Source organism: Maribellus mangrovi, from assembly GCF_037646455.1.
Lineage (GTDB): Bacteria > Bacteroidota > Bacteroidia > Bacteroidales > Prolixibacteraceae > Draconibacterium > Draconibacterium mangrovi_A.
Genome location: NZ_JBBIXN010000005.1, coordinates 356,621 through 379,553, shown reverse-complemented (window position 1 = coordinate 379,553; position 22,933 = coordinate 356,621). Strand labels below are relative to the sequence as shown.

Here is a 22,933-nt window from a genome sequence, read left to right as displayed (position 1 = left end):
ATTCCGAACAGAGAAGTTAAGCCCGCCAGCGCCGATGGTACTGCGTAAAAGTGGGAGAGTAGGTCGCTGCCACCTTATTTAAAACCTGATTCCAGTTTTGGAGTCAGGTTTTTTTTTGAGACAAACTGGCAGATTTAATGAAAAATGAGATTCTGAGGGACACATCAAACAAAGTTCCGTCGGAACTGTCAGCAAATTCACCGACCAATCTTTCATGATCTTGTTATGTTTCATTAGGGGCTTTTTTATGGTGTTAATTATCTTAAAAAGTGTTATTCTATAACATTCACATCAATGCTTTTTTTAGTTTTGTGCTGAAAACTCTGTAATATATGCGGAAGCTCATTTATTGTTTAATTTCACTTGTTGCACTGGAATTGGTTGCGGTTCACGTTTCGGCTCAGCTCGACCGGGATATGCGACCGATGGGTGAAACAGATTTGGAAGATGAGAAGCCACTTGTGGTCATTGAACCGGGTGTTCGGCAGTGGTATCTTGACGCTAACGGAGCTTTCCAGGATTCAACAAAGCTAGATACACTGCAAGACTATTTTCACATCTTTCATCCGCTGTATAAAGATCAGAAAGTACTTACAGCTACTTACCTGGGGAATTATGGAACACCTGCCCTAGACAACAATTTCTTTAATCGACATTACAATACTAACTATTTCTTTGCCCGAACACGCGAATGGTACATTTTAACGCCCTGGGAACTAAAATATTTTAATACGCATACTCCATACACCAGACTCGATTATTCGCAGAGTGAAAATAAGTCGCGCAATAACGAAACACGCTTTAATGTAATTCATTCGCAGAACATAAATCCATGGTGGAATTTTACTTTCCGGGTTGATCTGGCTAAATCGGACGGACAATACGTGGCTCAGGAAACAAGAAACAATTCAGTCGCTTTGTATTCCAGTTACACCAAAGACTTCCTTAACATTCATGCCGGTTTTGTTACCAACTCGCTAAAAAACAACGAGAATGGCGGACTGACCAACGACAGCCTGATGTTTGACCAGAAAGATGCGAGGTACTGGAATGTGAATCTAAACGGAAGTAAATCACAATTCAGCAATAATTATTTCTTTGCTAACGGCGAGTACCGATTTGGAAAATACATTAACACAGGCGATTCCATTAATGAAGAAAAGTTCCGACCGATAATGGGAGTTATACTGTCGTCGGAAGTTAACCTGAACAGGCAAGAGTTTACCGACGATGAAGGCGAAAGCGTAGATTTCTTCGACAATACGTACTACCCCGACTTTTATACCAGCGACTCCATTCGGTATAACCGAATTACAAACGTGTTTCAGCTTAAGCAATATGAAAATGCTGATAAGAAATACAGCTTTGGGAAAAGAGTATTTATGGGAGTTGAAATCAACCGCGGATCGATGCCCGGAGAACTGAGCCCCGATTCATTGGTGCTTACAACTGATATTAAATATTCGAATACTTATGTTGGAGGCGGAATTTTTAGACAAACCGGGCGCTTTTGGAAGTGGAATTTCGACGGAAAATTTTATTTCGCTGGAAGGAATGCAGGGCAAACCGAACTTTCGGGATTAATTTATAAGCCGTTTCTTTTTATGGGCGATTCGCTGGCCTCGATAAGTTTCGATGGAAAATTGGAAAATATTGTTCCCGATTATTTTCAGGAAAGATTTTACTCGAACCACTACAGGTGGTGGCAGGATCTGGATATGGAGCAGCGAATGACGGTTGGCGGAACCTTCCGAATGCCAAAAAGAAAGCTTGAGATTGGAGCAAAATATGCCATTATCAATAATTTTGTATATAACGATACTTTAGGAATTCCAAACCAAACTTCGGATGAACTGCTGGTCTTGTCGGCCTACGTTGATAAAGACTTTAGCTACCGCGGGCTTCACCTCCGCACGCGTTTGCTCTGGCAAAAAGCATCAAACGAGGAATACCTTCATTTACCCGATTTTTCTGCTTTTGTATCGGGCTATTTTCAGTTTACCATTTCGAAAGTTTTGCTGACACAGATTGGTTCCGACGTGCGGTATAACACCAAATATTACGCCGATGCCTATGCTCCTTCTACGGGACTTTTTTACCTGCAGAATGAGAAAGAATATGGTAACTATCCCTACATTGATGTTTATGCGAGTTTGCGCCTGAAAAGAACTCGCGTATTCTTTAAATACATGAATGTTGGAACGCACTTCCTGAACGGAGAATACATGACTACGCCGAGTTACCCGATGAACAGAGCCACATTTAGATTAGGACTTTCGTGGGCTTTTTATGACTGAGATTGTTGAATTTCGGTAACTTTTTGAAGCACATCGTAAAATTCGGAAAGGATCATAGCAGTCGCACCCCAAATTATTTCTTTAGCGAATTTTACACAGGGCACTTCAAGTTTGCCGGTTAGCGTTTCCATTTGAATTTCCTCAAATGGCGGAGTAAACTTTGCAATAGGAAATGACATGATTTTTTCGACTTCATCGGGATTGATCCGAAACACCGGTTTCGAATTTAACCAGCCCACTATCGGCCATATCTGAAAACGACTTACTTCAACATAAAAACCAGATAGTTTCCCGAGAATTTCGATTTTATTTTCAGTGATACCGATCTCTTCGTAGGTTTCGCGCAATGCGGTTTCAATGTCGGTTTCACCTGCTTCAATTCTGCCTCCGGGCAATGCAATCTGCCCGGCATGGTGCTTCATGTGTGCCGGACGCTTGATCAAAATCACTTTTAATTCTTTGTTTTCCTCGAAAAGTAATAACAGAACGCTACTGTTTTTTACCCGCTTTTTGTCCTTCGCGGTAACCTTCAGCACACGGTTCGGTGGCAGTAATTTGGAGTGTGAAACGTGCCCGGGTAACTCATGTTGCAGAGCTTCAGCGATATTTTCTTTCGTGAACATCATCGACAAAATTAATGAAAATGCCTTAGAAAAATTATCCTTGCCCGCTTTGTTTAATCGAAGCGGATGGTTTTGTCGGGCGAAATTTTACTAATGAACCAGCTTGGAATGATAAGCATTAAGGAGGTGATGGCAATTGTTCCTGCATTTAGCAATAATAAATGGATGATCGAAAAGTTCATTGGAACATATTCAACGTAATAAGTGGAGGGATCGAGGTGAATAATGTGAAACCAATTTTGCAGCAACACAATGATTATTCCGATCAGGTTTCCCCACAACATCCCGCGACAGGTAAGGAAAACCGACAGGTAAACAAAAATTTTACGTATGCTCCAACTCGGGCTTCCCATCGCTTTTAGTACCCCAATCATTGAAGCACGTTCTAAAATAAGCACAAGCAAACCGGAAACCATATTAAACGAAGCCACCATCACCATAAGCAGAAGAATCACCCAAACATTCATGTCGAGTATGCTTAACCAGTCGAATATTTGCGGGTACATGCGCGTTATACTCTCAGTTCGGAGAATATCGGCATCTTTGTCGCGGTACTGAATAACGAGACTCCGAATATCCTGTTCGATGTTTTCGATCTGATTAAAATCGGAAAGTACTACTTCAAAACCGGTGATCTGGTCGCTGCGCCAATCGTTCAAACGTTGTATTTGTTTGAGGTCGCCAAGGATAAATAATTGATCAAACTCTTCAAATCCGGTATGGTAAATTCCGCTGATTTCGAGTTGCAGCATGCGAGGGGTAACATCACTTTCGTTGATAAAATAAACAATGGCTTTGTCGTTGATGTCGAGACTCAATAGTCTCGATATTTCTTCCGAGATCAAAATTTCATTGTTTCGAGCACTGTCGTTAATATCCGGGAGTGTTCCTTCGACCAAATTTTTATTGAAAAAATCCCAGTTAAAATCAGTATCCACACCCTTAAACACAATGCCCTGAATGTATTCGTCGGTTTTTATCATCCCGGGTTTGGTGGCAAACGGCTGAACATATTTTACGCCCGGAATTGTTGTTATGGTTTCAAGAAAAGGTTGATCTTTTGAGACTGGCTGTGTTTCATACGAGCTGTTGGAATCGTAATTAATAATTTGAATGTGCGATCCGAAACCGATCACTTTATTGCGAACTTCCTTTTTAAACCCGGTAACCACGGCCACCGAAACGATCATAACAGCCAATCCAAGAGCAATGCCTGTAAGCGCAATCCGAATGATGCGCTGCGAAAGCAATTTCTTGTGTCCTTTATCGAAAAACAGCCTGCGTGATATAAAAAGTTCGGTGTTCATTCCGCCGGGTGATGGTTATCGTTATCGAATTAAAACGCAGAAACTATGCGCTTATTTTCTACTCAACTATTACTTCATTGCGTCGGTTAATAAACGGAAGAATAAGAATCGAGATGATCCCGATAATAATGATCATTCCGGTCATTGAAGTGTGCGCCACGAAAGCGAAGATAATTCCGTTTTCATTGGGAACTCCATACAGCGAGAGTGCTTCTTTGGCCATAAAATGCCAGGCTCCGATACCTCCCTGAACGGGTGCAACCATTCCAAAACTCGCCAGCACAAAGGTGGTAAGTCCGGCAATCGGGCCAAGGTCGCGCGTAAAATCAAACGCAAAGAATATAACGTACAGCATTACATAATACATCAGCCAGATAAAGACTGAATGAAAGTAAAACCAGCCTTTCTTTTTAATGTTACGAATGGAAATAAAGCCCACCTTAAAGTTGTGGATGACCTCCATGATCTTCCTAAAAAACCTGGTGTCTTTAAATTGTTTTCTGAAAATATAAAAACCGATGATTACAACCACAACGCCAATAATTAGCCATGGCGATGAAATTGCGGCAAGCAGTTTGTCTTTAATTTCAGGATTCTCCTGCATAAAACGCAACATGTGCCCGAATTGCGATAAAATGACGATTGCCAGCAAGATCAGTAAAGAAATCATGTCAACCAATCTTTCGGCAACTACGGTTCCCAGTAATTTGGTGAACGATATTTTTTCGTAGCGGGCCAGTACTCCGCACCGCGAAACTTCGCCCATTCGTGGCAGCGCCAGGTTCATCAGGTAACCCACCATAACGGCCAGAAATGTGTTAATGAATCTTGGCTTATGACTGACTGGTTCGATCATTAATCCCCAGCGAAGTGTACGACTAATGTGGCTTAGTAAACCCAGAAATAAGGATAGTACTACCCACCAGTAATTTACGTTATTTTTTAAGACCGATTTTATGTGTTCAATGTCCTGATCTTTGTAAATGAGCCAAAAAATAAAGGCACCCACAGCAAAGAATGCCAGAAATTGTAAAATCTTGAGAACCGTTTTTTTCAAAATTCAGATTTTTACAGCTTTATTTTTGCCCACGGAATTACTCCTTATTTTTTTACTACTTTTGAGGGGCAAAATACCCGCGGTTTAAAGCCATTCGTAGCGAACAAAAGTATAAATTTGTTTTATTAATCGAAGTAAAAAGCCTAAGAAGTACCATCTGAAAATGGAAGACCCGGATAGTAATGAGTTTTGTAAAGCCCAAAAAGAAATTAGGCCAGCATTTTTTAACCGATCAGAATATCGCGCGAAAAATTGTTGACAGCCTTGGGACCGATGTTCAGGATGTTCTTGAAATCGGACCGGGAATGGGAGTACTAACTCAATATCTGATCGAGCGTCCGGAACTGAATGTAAATGTTGTTGAGATTGATAAGGAATCGGTAGATTATCTTAACCGCCACTTTAGCGCCATCAAAAACATTTGGTCGGAAGACTTTCTTAAGGCTGATATCGCATCACGTTTCCCCGGCAAGTTTAATGTGATCGGGAATTTCCCCTACAACATCTCATCCCAAATCTTTTTTAAGGTTCTGGAATTGCGAAACCGCATACCCGAAACTGTTGGGATGGTGCAAAAAGAAGTTGCTGAACGAATTGCAGCCCCGCATGGTTCAAAAATTTATGGGATACTGAGCGTGCTGCTTCAGGCATTTTTCGATATCGAATACCTTTTTACGGTTTCAGAAAACGTATTCAATCCGCCACCAAAGGTAAAATCGGCCGTTGTGCGTTTACGCCGAAATAAAGTTGAAGCGCTTCCATGCGATGAAAAGTTATTTATCCAGGTAGTGAAAGCAGCTTTTAACCAACGACGAAAAATGCTTCGGAATTCACTAAAAGATATTTGCAGTGAGCTTCCTGTACAATATGCCGAAAAAAGGCCTGAACAATTATCTGTTAACGATTTTATAGTGTTAGCAAGTGATATTGAAAACCTCAAAAAGAAAGATCTATGAGCTTCGAAACCATCAAGGAAAATATTGAGCAGTTTAAAGAGCTGATTGAGAATGACAATAAAAAAGAGGTTATTGCCATTTTGGAAGAACTCCACCCGGCTGATATCGCCGAGTTGATGGACGACCTGAACATTGAAGAGGCAAAGTACCTGTATTTGTTGCTCGAAGGTGAAAAAGCTTCCGACGTTTTGATCGAGATCGATGAAGACGACAGACGACGTTTTTTGAAAGTGCTTCCGGCCGAAGTCATTGCCAGTAAGTTTATTGAGCATATGGATTCGGATGATGCTGCCGATGTGGTTTCCGAACTCGACGAAGATGTTCAGCGCGAAGTTCTGAACGAGATCATCGACAGTGAACAGGCCGGCGATATTGTTGATCTGCTGGAATACGAAGAGGATTCGGCGGGTGGTATTATGGCTAAGGAGCTGGTAAAAGTGAATGAGAACTGGAACGTGGCCACTTGCTTAAAGGAGATCAGTAAGCAAGCTGAAGAGGTAGACGAGATATTTTACATCTATGTTACTGACGATGGAGATAGATTAAAAGGAGTTCTTTCGCTGAAAAAGCTGATTTTGAACCACACCAATACAAAAGTTTCAAAGCTTTACAATCCCGATATTAAAAAAGTTACCACCGGTACGCGGCAGGAAGAGGTGGCCGAATTGATGGACAAATACGACCTTGTAGCTGTTCCTGTGGTTGATGAGATTGGCCGCTTAAAGGGGCGGATTACCTGGGATGATGTGATTGATATTGTTCGTGAAGAAGCTGAGCGCGACTACCAGTTGGTTTCGGGTATTACCGGTGATGTGGATCCGGGCGACAATGTTTGGCAAAGGGTTCGGGTGCGCTTTCCCTGGCTGATGGTTGGCTTGTTGGGTGGTATATTGAGTGCCACCGTTTTGCGTACTCATTCTCAGGCTTTGTCAAACGTAACTCAACTGGCTTTCTTTATTCCGCTTATTGCCGCAATGGCCGGAAATGTGGGGGTACAATCGTCGTCAATTATTGTGCAAAGTATTGCAAGCGGGGTAAAGGATATCGAAACTCCCATGAAAAAACTGATGAAAGATATTTCGGTGGCCTTGCTGACGGCAGTTGTCTTTTCACTGTTGCTTTTTGTATATAACTATTTAACTGCCGATAATTTAAACCTTACCATGTCGGTTTCTATTTCACTGTTTATCGTTATCCTTTTTGCATCGCTGTTCGGCACTGTAATTCCTTTAATTTTGAATAAATTCAAGATCGATCCGGCACTTGCCACCGGTCCGTTTATTACTACCATGAACGATATTGTCGGTCTGTTGATTTACCTGACCGTATCCAGTTTCTTTTTTAATTTGGTTTAAAGCGAATTGATGGCAATAACGGGGTCGAGTCTGGCAGCAGCCCGCGCCGGCATATAACCTGCAATAAATCCGATAACACTCGAAATCACCAATCCTTTAACAATGTTGGCTGCCGTTAGCATAATCTGGAATTCGGTGGCATAACTTACTATCAGTGCTCCGATGTAAATAAGCACGAGGCCAACTATCCCTCCAAGAATAGACAACACAATGGCCTCGAAAATAAATTGCAGAAGTATAAAGTAGCGTTTAGCACCCAGCGATTTTTGAATGCCGATGATTTTTGTGCGTTCTTTTACCGATACAAACATAATGTTGGCAATACCAAAACCTCCCACAATAATTGAAAAACCACCAATGATAGCACCGGCCAAATTTATCCCGGTAAAAAGCTGTTCGAACCTTCCCGTTAACTGGGATGATCGGTTTAGTGCAAAATTATTTTCTTCCATGGGTTTTAAGCGCCTGATGCTGCGTAGTACTTTTTCTAGTTCAGCCATCAGATAATCACCATCTACTCCGGGTTTTGCTTTCACCCCAATGGTTTGGTTATAGTTGCGGTTTCTGATATCGACAAGAGAAACTGCTGAAATATCAGAAATATGAATATAGCGATCCATACTGGTACCAAACAAATCCTGCCCGCTTCTTTTGTACACACCAACAATGCGGAACTTGTAGCCCTGAATTTTCAAGGTTTTCCCAATTGGATTTACGTCCTTGAAAAGCTTTTCCACTATTTGATCTCCAATAACTGTTACCGGTGCACCCGATTTCATCTCGTGTTCACTAAAGTAACGTCCTTTGACTACTTCCAGGTTCCAAAGATCATACAATCCGTACGAAGTAGCCAGTATTATGGCATTGTCTAATTCATTGGATCCCGACTGTACCGATTTCCCAAATCCATACCAAAAAGCTGCACTCTGAACAGAATTAGCCTGACGAATTATTTCAGTGGTTTCCTCGTGTGTGGCGAGCGGACGTTTTATGTACTTCCACATTGGGTATTCGGTTTCACCTTCCTCAAGTCCCCATGGCATTTGCTGAACGTAAACAATTTCACTGCCCAGCGAATTCAGGCTGTCTTTGATAAAACTTTCCAGCGAGTCGATGACAGTAAAGACCGAAATAATGGAAAAAATTCCGATGGTAATACCAAGAAGCGAAAGAAAAGTGCGCAGTTTGTTCGCTCTTAAGGAATTAAAAGCAAAAGAAAGGCTTTCGTAAATCAGGCGAACAATTAACATGCGGTTTAATATTCAGGTTAAAAATAGCACTAGTTTTTTAACAATCGAATTTTGTTTGATATTCTTATGAATATTAGTGCCGAAAATTGAAATGGATTACACCAAATTCAATGAATTCATCCTGTGATGATAATAATATTTTTAAAGGGCTGTTATATTAAGTATGTTAACTGTTTTTTTTATCTTTGCATGCGAATCCGAAAAATCCAATAAATGGCTGATAATAAAAAAATTAAGACTGCTTTGGTTTCAGTCTTTCACAAAGAAAACTTAGATAAGATCATTCATAAACTAAACGACTTGGGTGTTAATATTTTAAGCACCGGAGGCACAAAAAGTTTTATCGAATCATTGGATGTTGAAGTAACATCGGTAGAAAGTCTGACAGGTTATCCATCAATTCTGGGAGGTCGCGTAAAAACACTCCATCCAAAAGTATTTGGTGGAATTTTATCGCGTCGTGAAAATCAGGGAGATGTGAGCCAGTTGAATGAATACGAAATCCCGGAGATCGATTTGGTTATTGTTGATCTTTATCCTTTTGAAAACACCGTGGCATCGGGTGCAGATGAACAGGATATTATCGAGAAAATAGATATAGGAGGAATTTCATTGATTCGGGCAGCAGCCAAAAATTTCAAAGACGTGGTTATTGTTCCGTCGCAAAATGAATACGGACCGTTGTTGAGCCATCTCGAAAAAAATAACGGAGAATTTACACTTGCCGAGCGAAAATGGTTTGCCAGCAGGGCTTTTGGCGTTTCGTCGCATTACGATGCAGCTATTTTTAGCTATTTCGACAGTAGCGTTGAAGACGAGGCCAAAGAACGAATCAGCCTGAACGACGGCCATGTTCTGCGTTACGGCGAAAATCCGCACCAGGCAGCCACCTTCTATAAATTCAACAATTCTAAAGAAGAAGTTACACTGGCCAATGCAGAGGTTTTGCAAGGTAAAGCACTTTCGTACAACAATATGCTCGATGCCGACGCAGCATGGAAATCGGCCAGCGATGCTTACCATTCAGTTACGCATCTCGAAAACAAAGTGGCCGTTTCGGTAATCAAACATCTGAATCCATGTGGATTGGCGGTTACAGATAATATTCTTGAATCGCTCGATCTGGCCTGGGCCGGTGATCCTATCAGTGCATTTGGCAGCATTATTTGTTTTACCGACACTGTTACTAAAGAAGTGGCCGAATGGTTTGGGAAAAAATTTGTGGAAATTTTGATCGCGCCGGCGTATACCGACGAAGCACTTGAAGTGCTGGGCAAAAAGAAAAACCTGAGGGTATTGGTTACACCGATTCGCGAAGCTGTGGCCGGAGAAAAATTGTACCGCTCGATAAGTGGAGGTATGCTGGTTCAGGACGAAGATGAAGGCCTGGATACGGAATTTAAGACGGTAACCAATAAAGAATTTGAAGAATCGAAAATGAACCTCGCCAAATTCGGAACAATAGCATGCAAACACCTTAAAAGTAATGCGATTGCAGTTGTTACTGAAAACGAAAACGGAGCATTTTGGTTAACCGGAGCCGGAATGGGACAACCCAACCGACTCGACAGTTTGCGCTACCTGACGATGCCACGTTTCGAATTAAAAGATGGTCTCGATATCACAAATTCAGTGTTGATTTCCGACGCTTTCTTCCCGTTCCGCGATAGCATTGAGGCGGCCAATGAATACGGTGTAAAATACATCATCGAACCGGGTGGCAGTATTCGCGACGAGGAAGTGATAGAGGCTTGCAACGAATTTGGTATCGCCATGGCCTTTACCGGAAGAAGACATTTCAGACATTAATAATTATTTTATCTTTATATCCTTAACAGAAGGTAAACAGGAACTTTAATGGGATTATTTTCATTTTTAACACAGGAGATTGCCATTGACCTTGGCACCGCCAATACCATTATCATTCATAATGATAAGATCGTAGTGGATGAACCATCTATTGTAGCGATCGATATGAAAACTGAAAAGATGGTCGCCATCGGTGAAAAGGCCCGGCAGATGCAGGGGAAAACGCATGCGAACTTAAAAACAATTCGCCCGCTGCGTGATGGTGTGATCGCTGATTTTAATGCCGCGGAACAAATGATCAGGGGAATGATTAAAATGATTAATCCCAAGTCGAAAATGTTTTCGCCGGCTCTTAAAATGGTAGTGTGTATTCCATCGGGAAGTACCGAGGTGGAATTACGTGCGGTACGCGACTCCTCGGAGCATGCCGGTGGCCGCGAAGTTTATATGGTTTACGAACCGCTGGCAGCCGCCATTGGTATTGGTCTCGATGTGGAGGCACCTGAAGGAAACATGGTGGTGGACATCGGTGGTGGTACTACCGAAATCGCGGTGATCTCGCTCGGTGGTATTGTTACCAACAAATCCATTCGAATTGCAGGCGACGATCTCACCGCAGATATCATGGAATACATGCGTCATCAGCACAACATTAAAATTGGTGAACGCACAGCTGAAGAAATAAAAATACATGTTGGATCGGCACTTTCACAGCTACAGGATCCACCGCAGGATTATGTGGTACAGGGTCCGAATCAAATGACAGCTTTACCGATTGAGGTTCCGGTTTCTTACCAGGAAATTGCTCACTGTCTTGAAAAATCGATTTCAAAAATTGAAACAGCGGTGTTGAGCGCTTTGGAGCAAACACCGCCCGAATTGTATGCCGATATTGTTTCAAAAGGAATTTGGTTGGCAGGTGGTGGCGCCCTTTTGAAAGGATTGGATAAACGTTTAACTGATAAAATCGGGATACCGTTTCACATTGCAGAAGATCCGTTAAGAGCCGTTGTGCGTGGTACGGGAATTGCATTGAAAAACGTGGATAATTTCTCATTCCTGATTCGATAAAAAAGAACATCCGGACAATTAAATGCGAAGTTTATTTAGGCTACTGATTAAAAACTATCCGTTTCTTCTATTTCTTGTTTTAGAAGTTATTTCAGTGGTTTTTATAATAAACTACAACAGTTTTCAGCGGGCCAGTTTTTTGAATTCCTCGAATGCGGTAACGGCAAGTATTTATAATTCCTACAGTTCGGTGGTTCAGTACTTTAGTCTGGCAGGTGTAAATGCCGAATTGTCGGAAGAAAATGCCAGGTTGCAGAATGCACTCCGGAGTTACCAAAATACGCTTATCGATTCAGTTGACATCGTACATCAGCAGGATACCGCATTTCGCTATATTCCTGCCCGGGTTATTAATAACTCGGTCAACCGGCAGCAAAACTACATCACATTAAATAAAGGCAGAAAAGATGGCATAAAACCCGACCAGGGAATTATCTCGCCAAACGGAATTGTCGGAATTATTACCAATGTATCGGAATCTTATGCAATGGGGCTTTCGGTTTTAAATCCGCGCTGGAGCATTTCGGCAAAAATCAAAAAGAACGGTTTTTATGGCTCATTAATTTGGAATGGAGAAGATTACCAAAGGGCACAACTAAACGAAATTCCATTTCATATTAATCTGCAGGTTGGAGATACTATCGTGACCAGCGGCTATTCTTCGGTTTTCCCAGATGGTATTTTGATTGGGACGATCGACAGTTTTGAGCGCCCCGAAGGTGAGAATTATTATACGATCAGTGTATTGCTTTCGGCCAATTTTAAATCGGTTACTTATGTTGAGGTGATTGAGAATACAAAAATCGATGAGTTGCGAAACTTAAGAAGTACAACAGAAAATGGAACGCTCGCTAATTAAATATCTTTTAATGTTCGTTGTACTGGTAGCTGTGCAGGTACTTGTGTTGAACCAGATTCAGTTTAGTGGATTTATCAATCCCTACATCTATGTTCTGTTTATCATGTTGCTGCCCTTAAACGCTCCCCGATACGCGGTGTTACTGTTTTCGTTTTTTATCGGGCTCGCGGTCGATATATTTTCCAACAGTTTGGGCATACATACCTTTGCTGCAGTTTTTGTGGCTTATGCACGTCCGCTTGTAATTCGTATAATTACCAACAGGGAAGAAGAACTAAGTGACTATCCGGGACTGGTGCAAACCGGGGTGGTATGGTTTCTTTCCTACACTGCAATAATGGTGGTTTTGCATCACACCGTTTTGTTTTATATCGAAGTATTTACCTTTGATAATTTCTTCAATACCTTATATCGGGTATTTTTAAGTTCCGTATTTTCAATTTTTGTGATAGTTTTAAGTCAATTTATCATTTTTAGAGATTAGGTAAAAGCGTGAAAGAAAACACCAAGAGGAGTTACCTTATAGCTTTAATTTTTTTGTTGGTTGCATTGGTTTATCTCGGGAAACTGTTTCGTTTGCAGGTGCTCGATTCCACCTACAAGCAGTATGCCACCAATAATGTGCTGCGCGAAGTCGTGCAGTACCCGGCTCGTGGATTGATATACGACCGTAATGGAGAACTGTTGGTTTACAACAGAACCGCCTATGACTTGCTGATAACACCGCGTGAAGTCAAGCAATTCGATACCATATTATTCTGCAATTTGCTCAATATTACCCGGGAAGAACTGGAGGCCGGAATTCAAAAAGCCAAGAATTATTCATGGTATAAACCGTCGATCATTGTCAAACAGATATCGCCCGAGAATTATGCCATTTTGCAAGAACAGCTGTACAAATTCGAAGGTTTTCACTCGCAATCCCGTACACTTCGCGAATATTCAACCACAGCAGCAGCGCATGCCCTTGGATATGTTGGCGAGGTAACTTCGAATGATATTAACAAAGATGCTTACTATAAACCCGGCGACTACATCGGAATCAGCGGTATTGAAAAAACATACGAGCGTCAGTTGCGAGGTACCAAGGGTGTAAAGAAAAACCTGGTTGATGTGCACAACCGGATTCAGGGCAGCTACCGAAACGGTAGAGAAGATGTTCCGGCACAGATCGGAAATAACATCACCACAACCCTCGACCTCGATCTGCAACTGTATGCCGAGAAATTATTTCAGAATAAAAAAGGTGCAGTTGTTGCCATTGAACCTTCTACCGGGGAAGTGCTGGCCATGCTCAGCGCACCGGTTTACGATCCTCGTTTGCTGGTGGGTAGAGTTCGGGGAACAAATTACTCTAAATTACTGGCTGATACCTTGAAACCGCTTTTCAACCGTGCACTGCAGGCGAAATATCCTCCCGGATCTACCTTTAAAACTGTAAATGCTTTGATCGGTTTGCAGGAAAAAGCAATTACCACGCAAACGCGCTTTACCTGTAACGGCCCCGGATCTTATCCCATTCGTTGTACTCACATTCACGTTACACCAACCAATGTAGTTCAAGGTATACGCGAATCATGCAATCCTTTTATGTGGAACACCTTTCGGTCTATTCTGAATAAAACCGGATCGGCCAAGGAAGGCTTTCAAGCGTGGTACGACTATGTAAAAAGCTTTGGAATCGGCACTATTCTGAGCAGCGATTTTAGCAATACTTTAAAGGGCGATCTGCCGTCGGTGGAACTATATGATAAAATTTACCGTGGAAGCTGGAATGCGCTGACGGTGCGTTCGCTGGCAATTGGGCAGGGCGAACTGGGAGTAACTCCTTTACAAATGGCCAATGTTGCCTCTGCTATTGCCAACCGCGGATTTTATTACGAGCCTCACATTGTAAAAGCTGTTGAGAACGATACGGTACGAAGCAGTATCAAAGTAAAACACCCGGTGGGGATCGATGCCGAAAATTTTGAACCCGTAATCGAAGGAATGAACGAATCGATTAAAGGCCTGTATTATTTGCCCGGAATAAACTACTGCGGGAAAACAGGAACCATTCAAAATCCGCAAGGGCTAGAACATGGAGCGTTTGAGGCTTTTGCTCCTCGCGACGATTCTCAGATTGCCGTTTTTGTGTATGTTGAAAACAGTAAATGGGGAGCCAGCTATGCAGCACCAATAGCCGGACTGATGATCGAAAAATATTTAAACGATACCATTGCACCCAATCGCAAATGGATTGAAGAGCGAATGATTAATGCTAACCTTTTAAGCAGCGAAGGACCACAATAATATGCCGGAAAGAAGCAATATATGGGCAAATATGGACTGGGTAACGGTTGGACTCTATCTTGTTCTTATTTTTATGGGATGGCTGAATATTTATGCGGCTGTTTTTAATGTCGAGCATCAAAGTATTTTGGATACTTCGCAGCAATATGGTAAACAGCTCATCTGGATTGGAGCAGCCATAGCCCTTGCGGTGGTGATCATGATTATCGAAACCAATTTTTACGTCTTCTTTTCCTATATATTTTATGGTGTAACCATAATTCTTTTGATGCTGGTATTGCTTGTCGGAAAGGAGATTAACGGTGCAAAATCGTGGTTTGCCATTGGAGGGGTGCTTATTCAACCGGCCGAATTTGCCAAGTTCGCAACAGGATTAGCACTGGCCCGCTACATGAGTACATTTGATTTCAACATGAAAAAACTGAAGTCGGTCGCTACTATCGGACTCATTATATTTTTGCCGGCAGCATTCATCCTGCTTCAAAACGATACAGGTTCCGCATTGGTCTATTTTTCGTTTGTTCTGGTACTTTTCCGCGAAGGAATGTCGGGGCTGGTGTTGTTCCTGGGTACCCTGGTTGCCATGCTTTTTATCCTTGCTTTAATTCTTCCAAACATAACCCTTATCCTCGTTTTGGTGGGGCTTGCTTTACTCATGTACCTAATTCTTAATCCTAAACTGAATCAGTTTGCCCGGGCCGCACTTATGCTGGCCGGAGGTGTGGCTTTGTTCTTTCTGTTAAACCTGATTGTCGGTGCTGGTCGTGATCTGTCGGAAATAATTTTGGCGGGAACTGTGTTAGGAGCATTTCTGATCATGATATACTCTTTTCAGAAACGATTTACAAATTACATTATAATTTCTTTATTCTTTATAGGTTCGGTGTTGTTTACCATTACCGTGGATTATGCTTTCAACAATGTGCTTGAGCCACATCAACAGGTTCGGATCAATGAATTGCTGGGAATAGAATCGAATCCGTACGGAGCTGGATATCACGTAAATCAGAGTAAAATTGCCATTGGTTCCGGAGGTTTTTGGGGGAAGGGATATTTGAACGGAACCCAGACCAAGTACGATTTTGTACCTGAGCAAAGTACCGATTTTATTTTTTGCACGGTTGGCGAAGAGTGGGGTTTTGCCGGAACATTCACCGTAATTGCACTTTTTCTGTTCTTGTTTTTTAGACTGATCTTCCTCGCCGAACGGCAACGATCGGTATTCTCAAGGATTTACGGTTATGCGGTGGCGGTTATTCTGTTTTTTCACTTTGCGGTTAATATTGGTATGACTATCGGGATAATGCCTGTAATTGGTATTCCGCTACCTTTTTTTAGCTACGGCGGATCTTCGCTATGGTCGTTTACCATATTGCTTTTTATATTTATTAGATTGGATGCAAGCAGGCTGGATAACTTCCGCGATAGCCGTAATGCCTGACCAATGTCATTCCCTTGGCCTTTTATCATATTTTTGTTATATTCGCTTGCTTTAAAAAATCGGATAGATTTTTTTACTTTCTACATAAGGGAATTTTAGACAGACAGATTTAAAAGCAGCTTTTTTCATTATCCTATCGGAGGTAATTTTAATAGCTGTGTAATCGGGATTGGGCGGATACTTTTAAAGTGTTCCGGAGGTGGATGCTTGCTGGTAAGGTATCCCATTAAAAAAACTTAATGAGATGAATTACAAACCTTATTCTCTTCGCAATTTCAGGGAGATTCCGCAAATGGAATTATTGACTGAAGAGCAAAAATTTGAAATTGAAGTAGTTGGCACAGTCTTGCCATTTAAAACAGATAATTACGTTGTGGATGAATTGATCGAATGGGAGAACTTCGAAACCGATCCGTTTTTCATTCTCAATTTTCCACAGCGCGATATGCTGGATCAAAGGGATTTTCTGAAAATTGCTTCTTTATTAAAAAAGAATGCATCAAAAAGCCTGATTCAAGGCGAAGTCAATAAGATTCGTTTAAAACTAAATCCCAATCCGGCCGGGCAGGAAAATAATGTTCCGGTTTTTAACGGCAAACGATTGAACGGAATACAACACAAATACCGCGAGATCATGCTGTTTTTTCCAACGCAGGGGCAAACTTGCCATGCCTATTGCACTTTTTGTTTTCGTTGGCCGCAGTTTGCTTTGAACGAGTTTAAGTTTGCAATGAAAGAGGCGGACCAAATGGTGGAATACCTGAAAGCCAATCCGCACATTACCGACGTACTGTTTACAGGTGGAGATCCGGCAGTAATGAAAACAAAATTCTTTGAAAGTTATTTCAATGCCTTGCTGGAAGCCGACATTCCAAATCTGAAAAATATTCGTATTGGTACAAAATCGCTGGCTTACTGGCCCTATCGATATACTACCGATCCGGATGCCGATGATTTGTTGCGCCTGTTTGAAAAGGTAAAAAAGCACGGTATTAACATTGCATTAATGGCTCATTTAAATCACCCCGGAGAATTGAAGACGCCGGCGGTTCAGGCAGCTGTTCAGCGCTTGATAGGTGCAGGTGTTCAAATTCGGTCGCAGTCGCCAATAATGCGAAACATTAACGATCGGTCAGACATTTGGGCTGAGAACTGGAAAGAACAGGTTCGCCAGGGAATTATACCTTATTACATGTTTGTGGCTCGCGATACAGGAGCGCAGGATTATTTTTCGGTTAGCCTGAATCGCGCCTGGCAAATTTACCGAAACGCTTACAATCAGGTAAGTGGAATTTGCCGGACAGTAAAAGGTCCAAGTATGTCGTGCAGTCCTGGGAAAGTGCAAATTGTTGGCGTTTCAGAAATTAAAGGTGAAAAGGTTTTTGTACTTAACTTTTTACAGGGACGTGATCCGTCGTGGGTGGGTAAGCCGTTCTTTGCAAAATTCGATCCCAACGCTGCTTGGTTTGATGATCTTGACCCCGCATTTGGCGAATCGAGTTTCTTTTACGAACAAAAGTACATCGAATTACTCGCATAAATCATGGCCCGGAAATCCCGGGCTTTTTTATTGATGGGGTGGTAGGTTAAATTCAATCCCGAACTCGGTTTGGACATAAACTATAAGTTCTTCCATAAAAGCTTCAAAGTTTTGTTCCAGTTCGTTATAGTTGTCCAGTAAAGCTATTTTGGCACGTTCCGATTTCGACGGCAGTGAAGAATATTTACCCATCACGTGCAAGGCTTGTGTTGTCCCTTCGCTTGTCGCGTATGATTCCAGCCTTCGGTGCTGGATAAGAAAGGGCAGGAATCCCTGGACTCGAAGCGGAAGATGCTTGAAGTTTGAAAGTAGAACCGAATGCGACCATTTGGCAAACCATCGCAAGCTGATTTCTGAATAGTTGTTCCAGTTTCTTGCCAGAAAATGGTCGTAAATTACATCCACCACTATTCCAGCATAATGCCCATAATCGGGGCGGAAGAATTTTTTGGCTTCACGATGCAGCTCATGTCCATCGGTAAAACTATCGATGTGACGATGTAAGATTATTCCGCGCGAAATTTCATCAGGATAACTTCGGTATTGCTTACCTTTCACATAATCGCCAATAAAATTGCCAACCAGTAATTTTTCCGAATCGCCCGACAAGTATAAATGTGCTAAATAATTCATGGCTAATACATTCAAACGTAAGGTTGGTAAAAATGTTTTCGTTGTGTTCCTTCAACAGTTCTACCAAAAATTTTATGTTATACTGAATTAACTAACCCCATCAAAAACCCATTTACAAATAAGCGTAAATTTCAGCTTTGAATCCATATTTTTATCATTACTTTTGGACGATATTTTTGTGGGATGAAAAAGAAGATTGTTGCATTTGGAGAAATTGTGTGGGATATTTTACCGAATGGTAAAGTACTAGGAGGAACTCCTTCAAACCTGGTGTTCAGGTGCAATTTGTTGGGCGAGGAAGGACATTTGTTGTCGAGAGTTGGGGATGATGAACTTGGTTATGCAGCAATTGAAGAACTAAAAAAGCTGAATATTTCGGATCGAAATGTACAAATGGACTTCGAGTTTCCAACAGGCGAGGTTCAGGTTACTTTTGATGAAAACGGAGAAAGTCGTTACAAAGTAAAAGAGGATGTGGCATTCGATCATATTGAATTTTCTCCCGAAGCGCTGAAACTTGCCCGACAGGCCAATTGTTTGTTCTTTGGTCTCTTGCCTCAGCGTTATGGCTTATCAAAAAATACGATACGTGAACTTATCAATGAATCACCCGATTCACTTCATTTTTTTGATTTAAAGCTTTTTGAACATTTCTTCGATGTGCAGGTAGTAACGCAACTGTTGAAATGTGCCGATGTGGTTCGAATAAAAGAGAAAGAAATTGAGTTTTTGGCTGAACAGTTAAAAATTGCTTCTGATTCCACTGAAGATTTTCTCAAAAAAGTTGCCGAGCAATATAACGTTGACCTTGTTATTGTTACCCTGGGTAAAAACGGAGTTAAAGCTTTTCACCGAAAAGAGGGCTTGCTTTTCGATCCCGGGTATGTAGTTAACATGGTCGATAACGTAGGTTCGGGGATGGCTTTCTCAGCCGGCTTTCTGCATTATTCTCTAAATGGAAATTCTCTGATTGATTCACTCCGCTTTGGTAATGCTGCCGGCGCATTAAACACTACAATGCGCGGAGCAACAGGCTTCTTCAACAAAAAAGATGTATTGCAGTTTATGAAAAAAACGAAGCAATACAGCTAATACCTAACGTTCGATTTTAAATTCTAACGCTTCTACATTTACAAAGTTTTTTTGTATTAAACAATACTTTTAAACATTTGCTTTTTAGTAACTTATAGACTCGTTTTCGGGTTTAAATAATCAGGAAACCGTGCTGATTATTTCAAGACTGAATAGTTAGCCGGATGACCCGACTGAATGACAAAGTAAGATTAACTTAAAAAGCAACTGATGAGACTTTCAACAAATAAAGTTACGGCTCTACTTCTCGACCGATTATGGGAAGCCTATTTGAGCCGGGTTCCATACGCCAAAACATATTCCGACCTGGTTACATCAAAAGGAGGAAAAGTAGTAAATGATCATATTGCTTTCCGAACCTTTAATACACATACGGGGGAACAGCCCGAAGGAATAAGAGCGATTAAACATGTGCTGAATTTCTTTGACTATAAGCCGCTTGGCAAGTACGTATTCAAAAAGAAGAAACTGAATGCCGTTCATTTTGAACATCCCGACGGCACATTCCCAAAAATATTTGTGAGCCAGCTTGAAGTGGAGCAATTGCCATCGTGGGCACAAACCGAGATTCACCAGGCAGTTGTGGATACGCCATATTTGATTTCCGATCAAAGCCTCGAGCTGTTGTCGATGCTCAAATCCGATGGTCATATTCCAAGGGTAGCTGCCGAAGCACTTGTGATCGATTTGGCGCAGTATTTCAGAAGACCTTGGAAAACACCGGATAAGCAGTTGGTGTTAAAAATAAACGATGTGTCACAGTATGCTGCCTGGGTATTGCTGCACGGAAACTCAGTGAATCATTTTACGGCCTTTATTAATGACCAGAATGTAGATGAATGGCCCGATTTGGAATCTACCTGCAAGGCAATGTCAGAAGCAGGAGTACCCATGAAAGATCAAATCGAAGGAGAAAATGGAAGTAAATTACAACAATCGGCAACTCTGGCTGTAAAAGAGGATGTAGAAGTGATTGGTGACGATGGTTTGGAAAAGATGAGCTGGACCTACGCTTACTACGAACTGGCACAACGTAACTTCATATCTGAAAACGGTCAGGAAAAATTGTTTTCGGGCTTTTTAGGTGAACAGGCTGCCCACCTTTTTGATATGACGCGTACCCGCGACAATTAGTACACCGAAGGAACAAAAGTCATCTCTTCGATAGGCGGACGAACATAGCCTTTATTTTCTTTTCGCTCAGGCAATTCAATGGGTTGGTGTTCTAGTTCTTTATACGGGATCATCGATAGCAGGTGGTGAATGCAGTTCAGTCGTGCCCGTTTTTTATCGTCGGATTCTACTACAAACCATGGACTTATCTTGGTGTCGGTGTAGGCAAACATTTCGTCTTTGGCTTTTGAATATTCCACAAAAAGTTCCATCGATTTCATGTCCATCGGACTGAGTTTCCAGCGTTTTGTCGGGTCGTCAATGCGCGAACGAAATCTTTTTTCCTGCTCCTCCTGGCTCACCGAAAACCAGTATTTTATCAGGATAATTCCCGATCGGATCAGCATGCGCTCAAAATTTGGGCACGAGCGCAGAAACTCCCAGTATTCATCGTTGGTACAAAATCCCATCACTTTCTCTACACCGGCCCGGTTATACCAGCTGCGGTCGAAAAGTACCATTTCGCCGGCAGCCGGAAGATGTGGCGCATAGCGTTGAAAATACCACTGTGTCTTTTCGCGTTCGGTGGGTGTTCCGAGTGCAACTACTTTACAGATTCTGGGATTTAGGTATTGCGTAATCCGTGCAATTGTTCCACCTTTTCCAGCAGCATCGCGGCCTTCGAAAATTACCACCACTTTTAATTTATTTACTTTAATCCATTCCTGGAGTTTTACCAGTTCAACCTGGAGCTTTTTGAGTTCACCTTCGTAAAATTTCTTGTTGAGTTTTTTTGTACGGCCGGGTTTTGGTGTTTCCATATCCGATGGTATTTGCATGCCATTTAAAGGTAGTAAAAATCAATCAAAAGCAGAATCAGAAAAAATCGTTAGATTTATTTTAGAAAATTGTCGTTTAAACCCAAAGGTAGGCCCCGAATTTGGTGTCGCTCTGTGCATCGGTTAGTGACAGAAAACCCGATTTTATTCTGGAATCTTGAAGTACGAGCGGATGTTTCTTTTGCATATGTTCTTTAAACTGCAGGTAACTTTTACCTCCTCCGTACCAGGTTCTGAATATTCCTTTCTTTCCGGGAACAAGGAAATGTTCGAGGTGAAGCGACAAAAGCCCCATGTTTTGCCTGAGGTTAATCTCGAGACAAGGATTTACAAGAAGTCTGCCTTCATTGTTTTTATACACCAACGCATCTACACCAAGGTTCCCTTCGTAATTTTTGGGCAGTTCACTATTTTCGAGTGTGTACAACAAAGGTTCAATAATTTTATCTGGCAAAGTTTGTGCAAATTCACGCACTCCGGCATCTATCGAATCGGGTAAGCCGTTCAGGTGATTACCCTGGTATTGTCCTTTCGAATCGGTTGAAAAATTACTGATGCCAAGAAACGATACTTTCCCTTCTACGATCTGAAACTGAAAAGCAATGTCGAGTTGTTTGTTGAGTAAAGGCTCCACAATGGCGTAACCCTGATCGTTTACAATCCCGAGCAGTTTTTCCCACACTTTTTCATGTACCGGTGTTTTGCTAATGCGCTGTAATCCCCGGCCCGAACTGCTCCAGGGAGCTTTTGCCATTAAATTACTCCACTCCTGCAAACAGGCTTCTATCTCCGTTTTTGTAGTGCATATTCGGGCAGTATGGTTTTGGTTGATAAAGGTGTTGTCAGGATACTTTTCCAGTAATTGACCAAGGATCTCGCGACCGAATTTTTTGGAATAGAATGCTCTGTGTTCTGCCTTCCATTCATACACCGGTGAATTTTTAAATCTGCTTGAACAATTCTTTTTTAGCGGCTCCAGTATTTTATGGGCCGCCGGACTCCACCCCCATGGTTTTAGCCTGTTATGTGCTGTGTCGATGTATTTTTTACTTGCAAGCGCTTCTTTTTTCTTTATAAACTTTGGAGGGATGAAGTGCAGTTGCTCCAGGCTCTTCAGGAAACTTTCGGATGGCAGTTCTTCAACTAATATATGATCAGCATGATCCGCAAGAAACATAGGAAGAGTGGCAAGGTCGCTTTCCATTTTTTGCAACAAGCGATTAGCCTGCCACGAAGCTGTTCCATTGGCAATTGCATATTCGCATGTGGGATTAAAAAGATAGATGTCGGCAGCTTTTTTCAATATTATGGCATTAAAGTGCAAATAAAAGACTTATTTATTTGTTTGGCGAAATGTTAAATTTGTCAATTTCACACTAAGTAGGTTTATTCCCGATTT

At 41.7% G+C, this 22,933-nt stretch carries 19 protein-coding genes and 1 rRNA gene; 13 read left to right on the top strand and 7 right to left on the bottom strand.

Annotated elements, in window-relative coordinates; genetic code table 11:
* Together rrf and WFY05_RS19380 are read left to right on the top strand one after the other, a co-directional pair.
* Window positions 1-75 (top strand): 5S ribosomal RNA (gene rrf / locus WFY05_RS22335); the annotation flags it as partial.
* A 257-nt stretch (window positions 76-332) separates the two neighbouring features.
* A complete protein-coding gene (locus WFY05_RS19380) occupies window positions 333-2,297 on the top strand; it encodes a putative porin (protein WP_340114579.1) in 1,965 nt (654 codons plus the stop codon).
* Here the strand turns inward: WFY05_RS19380 and WFY05_RS19375 are convergent.
* From WFY05_RS19375 to WFY05_RS19365, 3 genes are read right to left on the bottom strand one after another with little or no spacing between them, the layout of a single operon-like run.
* Window positions 2,288-2,923, bottom strand: coding sequence for an NUDIX hydrolase (locus tag WFY05_RS19375; RefSeq protein ID WP_340114578.1), 636 nt, complete (start codon window positions 2,921-2,923; stop codon window positions 2,288-2,290). The genes WFY05_RS19380 and WFY05_RS19375 overlap by 10 nt on opposite strands.
* A 50-nt stretch (window positions 2,924-2,973) precedes the next feature.
* On the bottom strand, window positions 2,974-4,227 hold the full coding sequence (locus tag WFY05_RS19370) for an ABC transporter permease (RefSeq protein WP_340114577.1): 1,254 nt from the start codon (window positions 4,225-4,227) through the stop codon (window positions 2,974-2,976).
* 58 nt (window positions 4,228-4,285) lie between these two features.
* Window positions 4,286-5,284: a lysylphosphatidylglycerol synthase transmembrane domain-containing protein gene (locus tag WFY05_RS19365; RefSeq protein ID WP_340114576.1), complete on the bottom strand. Its 999-nt coding sequence runs from the start codon at window positions 5,282-5,284 to the stop codon at window positions 4,286-4,288.
* A 182-nt stretch (window positions 5,285-5,466) separates the two neighbouring features.
* Between WFY05_RS19365 and rsmA the strand changes: the two genes are divergently transcribed.
* Window positions 5,467-6,240 carry a 16S rRNA (adenine(1518)-N(6)/adenine(1519)-N(6))-dimethyltransferase RsmA gene (gene rsmA, locus WFY05_RS19360; protein ID WP_340114575.1) on the top strand — a complete coding sequence of 258 codons (774 nt, stop codon included), beginning with the start codon at window positions 5,467-5,469 and terminating at the stop codon, window positions 6,238-6,240.
* A complete protein-coding gene (mgtE, locus tag WFY05_RS19355; RefSeq protein WP_340114574.1) occupies window positions 6,237-7,595 on the top strand; it encodes a magnesium transporter in 1,359 nt (452 codons plus the stop codon). Before rsmA ends, mgtE begins: the two co-directional genes overlap by 4 nt.
* Here mgtE and WFY05_RS19350 read toward each other — a convergent pair.
* Window positions 7,592-8,845, bottom strand: coding sequence for an ABC transporter permease (locus tag WFY05_RS19350; RefSeq protein ID WP_340114573.1), 1,254 nt, complete (start codon window positions 8,843-8,845; stop codon window positions 7,592-7,594). The genes mgtE and WFY05_RS19350 overlap by 4 nt on opposite strands.
* A gap of 213 nt (window positions 8,846-9,058) precedes the next feature.
* Here WFY05_RS19350 and purH point away from each other — a divergent pair, with 213 nt between their 5' ends.
* The 7 genes from purH to WFY05_RS19315 all read left to right on the top strand — a co-directional run bounded on the left by purH (window position 9,059) and on the right by WFY05_RS19315 (window position 17,857).
* The gene (purH, locus tag WFY05_RS19345; protein WP_340114572.1) at window positions 9,059-10,654 is read left to right on the top strand and encodes a bifunctional phosphoribosylaminoimidazolecarboxamide formyltransferase/IMP cyclohydrolase; all 1,596 of its coding nucleotides are present in this window, start codon (window positions 9,059-9,061) and stop codon (window positions 10,652-10,654) included.
* A 48-nt stretch (window positions 10,655-10,702) separates the two neighbouring features.
* The gene (locus WFY05_RS19340; protein WP_340114571.1) at window positions 10,703-11,725 is read left to right on the top strand and encodes a rod shape-determining protein; all 1,023 of its coding nucleotides are present in this window, start codon (window positions 10,703-10,705) and stop codon (window positions 11,723-11,725) included.
* A 22-nt stretch (window positions 11,726-11,747) separates the two neighbouring features.
* The gene (mreC, locus tag WFY05_RS19335; protein ID WP_340114570.1) at window positions 11,748-12,584 is read left to right on the top strand and encodes a rod shape-determining protein MreC; all 837 of its coding nucleotides are present in this window, start codon (window positions 11,748-11,750) and stop codon (window positions 12,582-12,584) included.
* Between the two features lie 10 nt (window positions 12,585-12,594).
* Window positions 12,595-13,068 (top strand): rod shape-determining protein MreD, encoded by a 474-nt coding sequence (gene mreD, locus WFY05_RS19330; RefSeq protein ID WP_340114569.1) that lies wholly within the window; start codon window positions 12,595-12,597, stop codon window positions 13,066-13,068.
* Window positions 13,069-13,076: 8 nt separating this feature from the next.
* Window positions 13,077-14,876, top strand: a complete 1,800-nt coding sequence (gene mrdA / locus WFY05_RS19325) for a penicillin-binding protein 2 (protein ID WP_340114568.1) — start codon at window positions 13,077-13,079, stop codon at window positions 14,874-14,876.
* Between the two features lies 1 nt (window position 14,877).
* Window positions 14,878-16,317 (top strand): rod shape-determining protein RodA, encoded by a 1,440-nt coding sequence (rodA, locus tag WFY05_RS19320; protein ID WP_340114567.1) that lies wholly within the window; start codon window positions 14,878-14,880, stop codon window positions 16,315-16,317.
* A gap of 244 nt (window positions 16,318-16,561) precedes the next feature.
* Window positions 16,562-17,857, top strand: a complete 1,296-nt coding sequence (locus WFY05_RS19315) for a KamA family radical SAM protein (RefSeq protein WP_340114566.1) — start codon at window positions 16,562-16,564, stop codon at window positions 17,855-17,857.
* Between the two features lie 27 nt (window positions 17,858-17,884).
* Here the strand turns inward: WFY05_RS19315 and WFY05_RS19310 are convergent, their stop codons facing one another.
* The gene (locus WFY05_RS19310; protein WP_340114565.1) at window positions 17,885-18,490 is read right to left on the bottom strand and encodes an acyl carrier protein phosphodiesterase; all 606 of its coding nucleotides are present in this window, start codon (window positions 18,488-18,490) and stop codon (window positions 17,885-17,887) included.
* A 183-nt stretch (window positions 18,491-18,673) separates the two neighbouring features.
* Here WFY05_RS19310 and WFY05_RS19305 point away from each other — a divergent pair, with 183 nt between their 5' ends.
* Window positions 18,674-19,582, top strand: a complete 909-nt coding sequence (locus WFY05_RS19305) for a PfkB family carbohydrate kinase (RefSeq protein WP_340114564.1) — start codon at window positions 18,674-18,676, stop codon at window positions 19,580-19,582.
* Window positions 19,583-19,792: 210 nt separating this feature from the next.
* Window positions 19,793-20,716: a DUF1338 domain-containing protein gene (locus tag WFY05_RS19300; protein WP_340114563.1), complete on the top strand. Its 924-nt coding sequence runs from the start codon at window positions 19,793-19,795 to the stop codon at window positions 20,714-20,716.
* Here the strand turns inward: WFY05_RS19300 and ppk2 are convergent.
* Window positions 20,713-21,516, bottom strand: a complete 804-nt coding sequence (ppk2, locus tag WFY05_RS19295; protein WP_340114562.1) for a polyphosphate kinase 2 — start codon at window positions 21,514-21,516, stop codon at window positions 20,713-20,715. The two genes, WFY05_RS19300 and ppk2, sit on opposite strands and share 4 nt — an antisense overlap.
* Before the next feature lie 94 nt (window positions 21,517-21,610).
* Window positions 21,611-22,837 (bottom strand): hypothetical protein, encoded by a 1,227-nt coding sequence (locus tag WFY05_RS19290; protein ID WP_340114561.1) that lies wholly within the window; start codon window positions 22,835-22,837, stop codon window positions 21,611-21,613.
* Window positions 22,838-22,933: the final 96 nt, after the last annotated feature.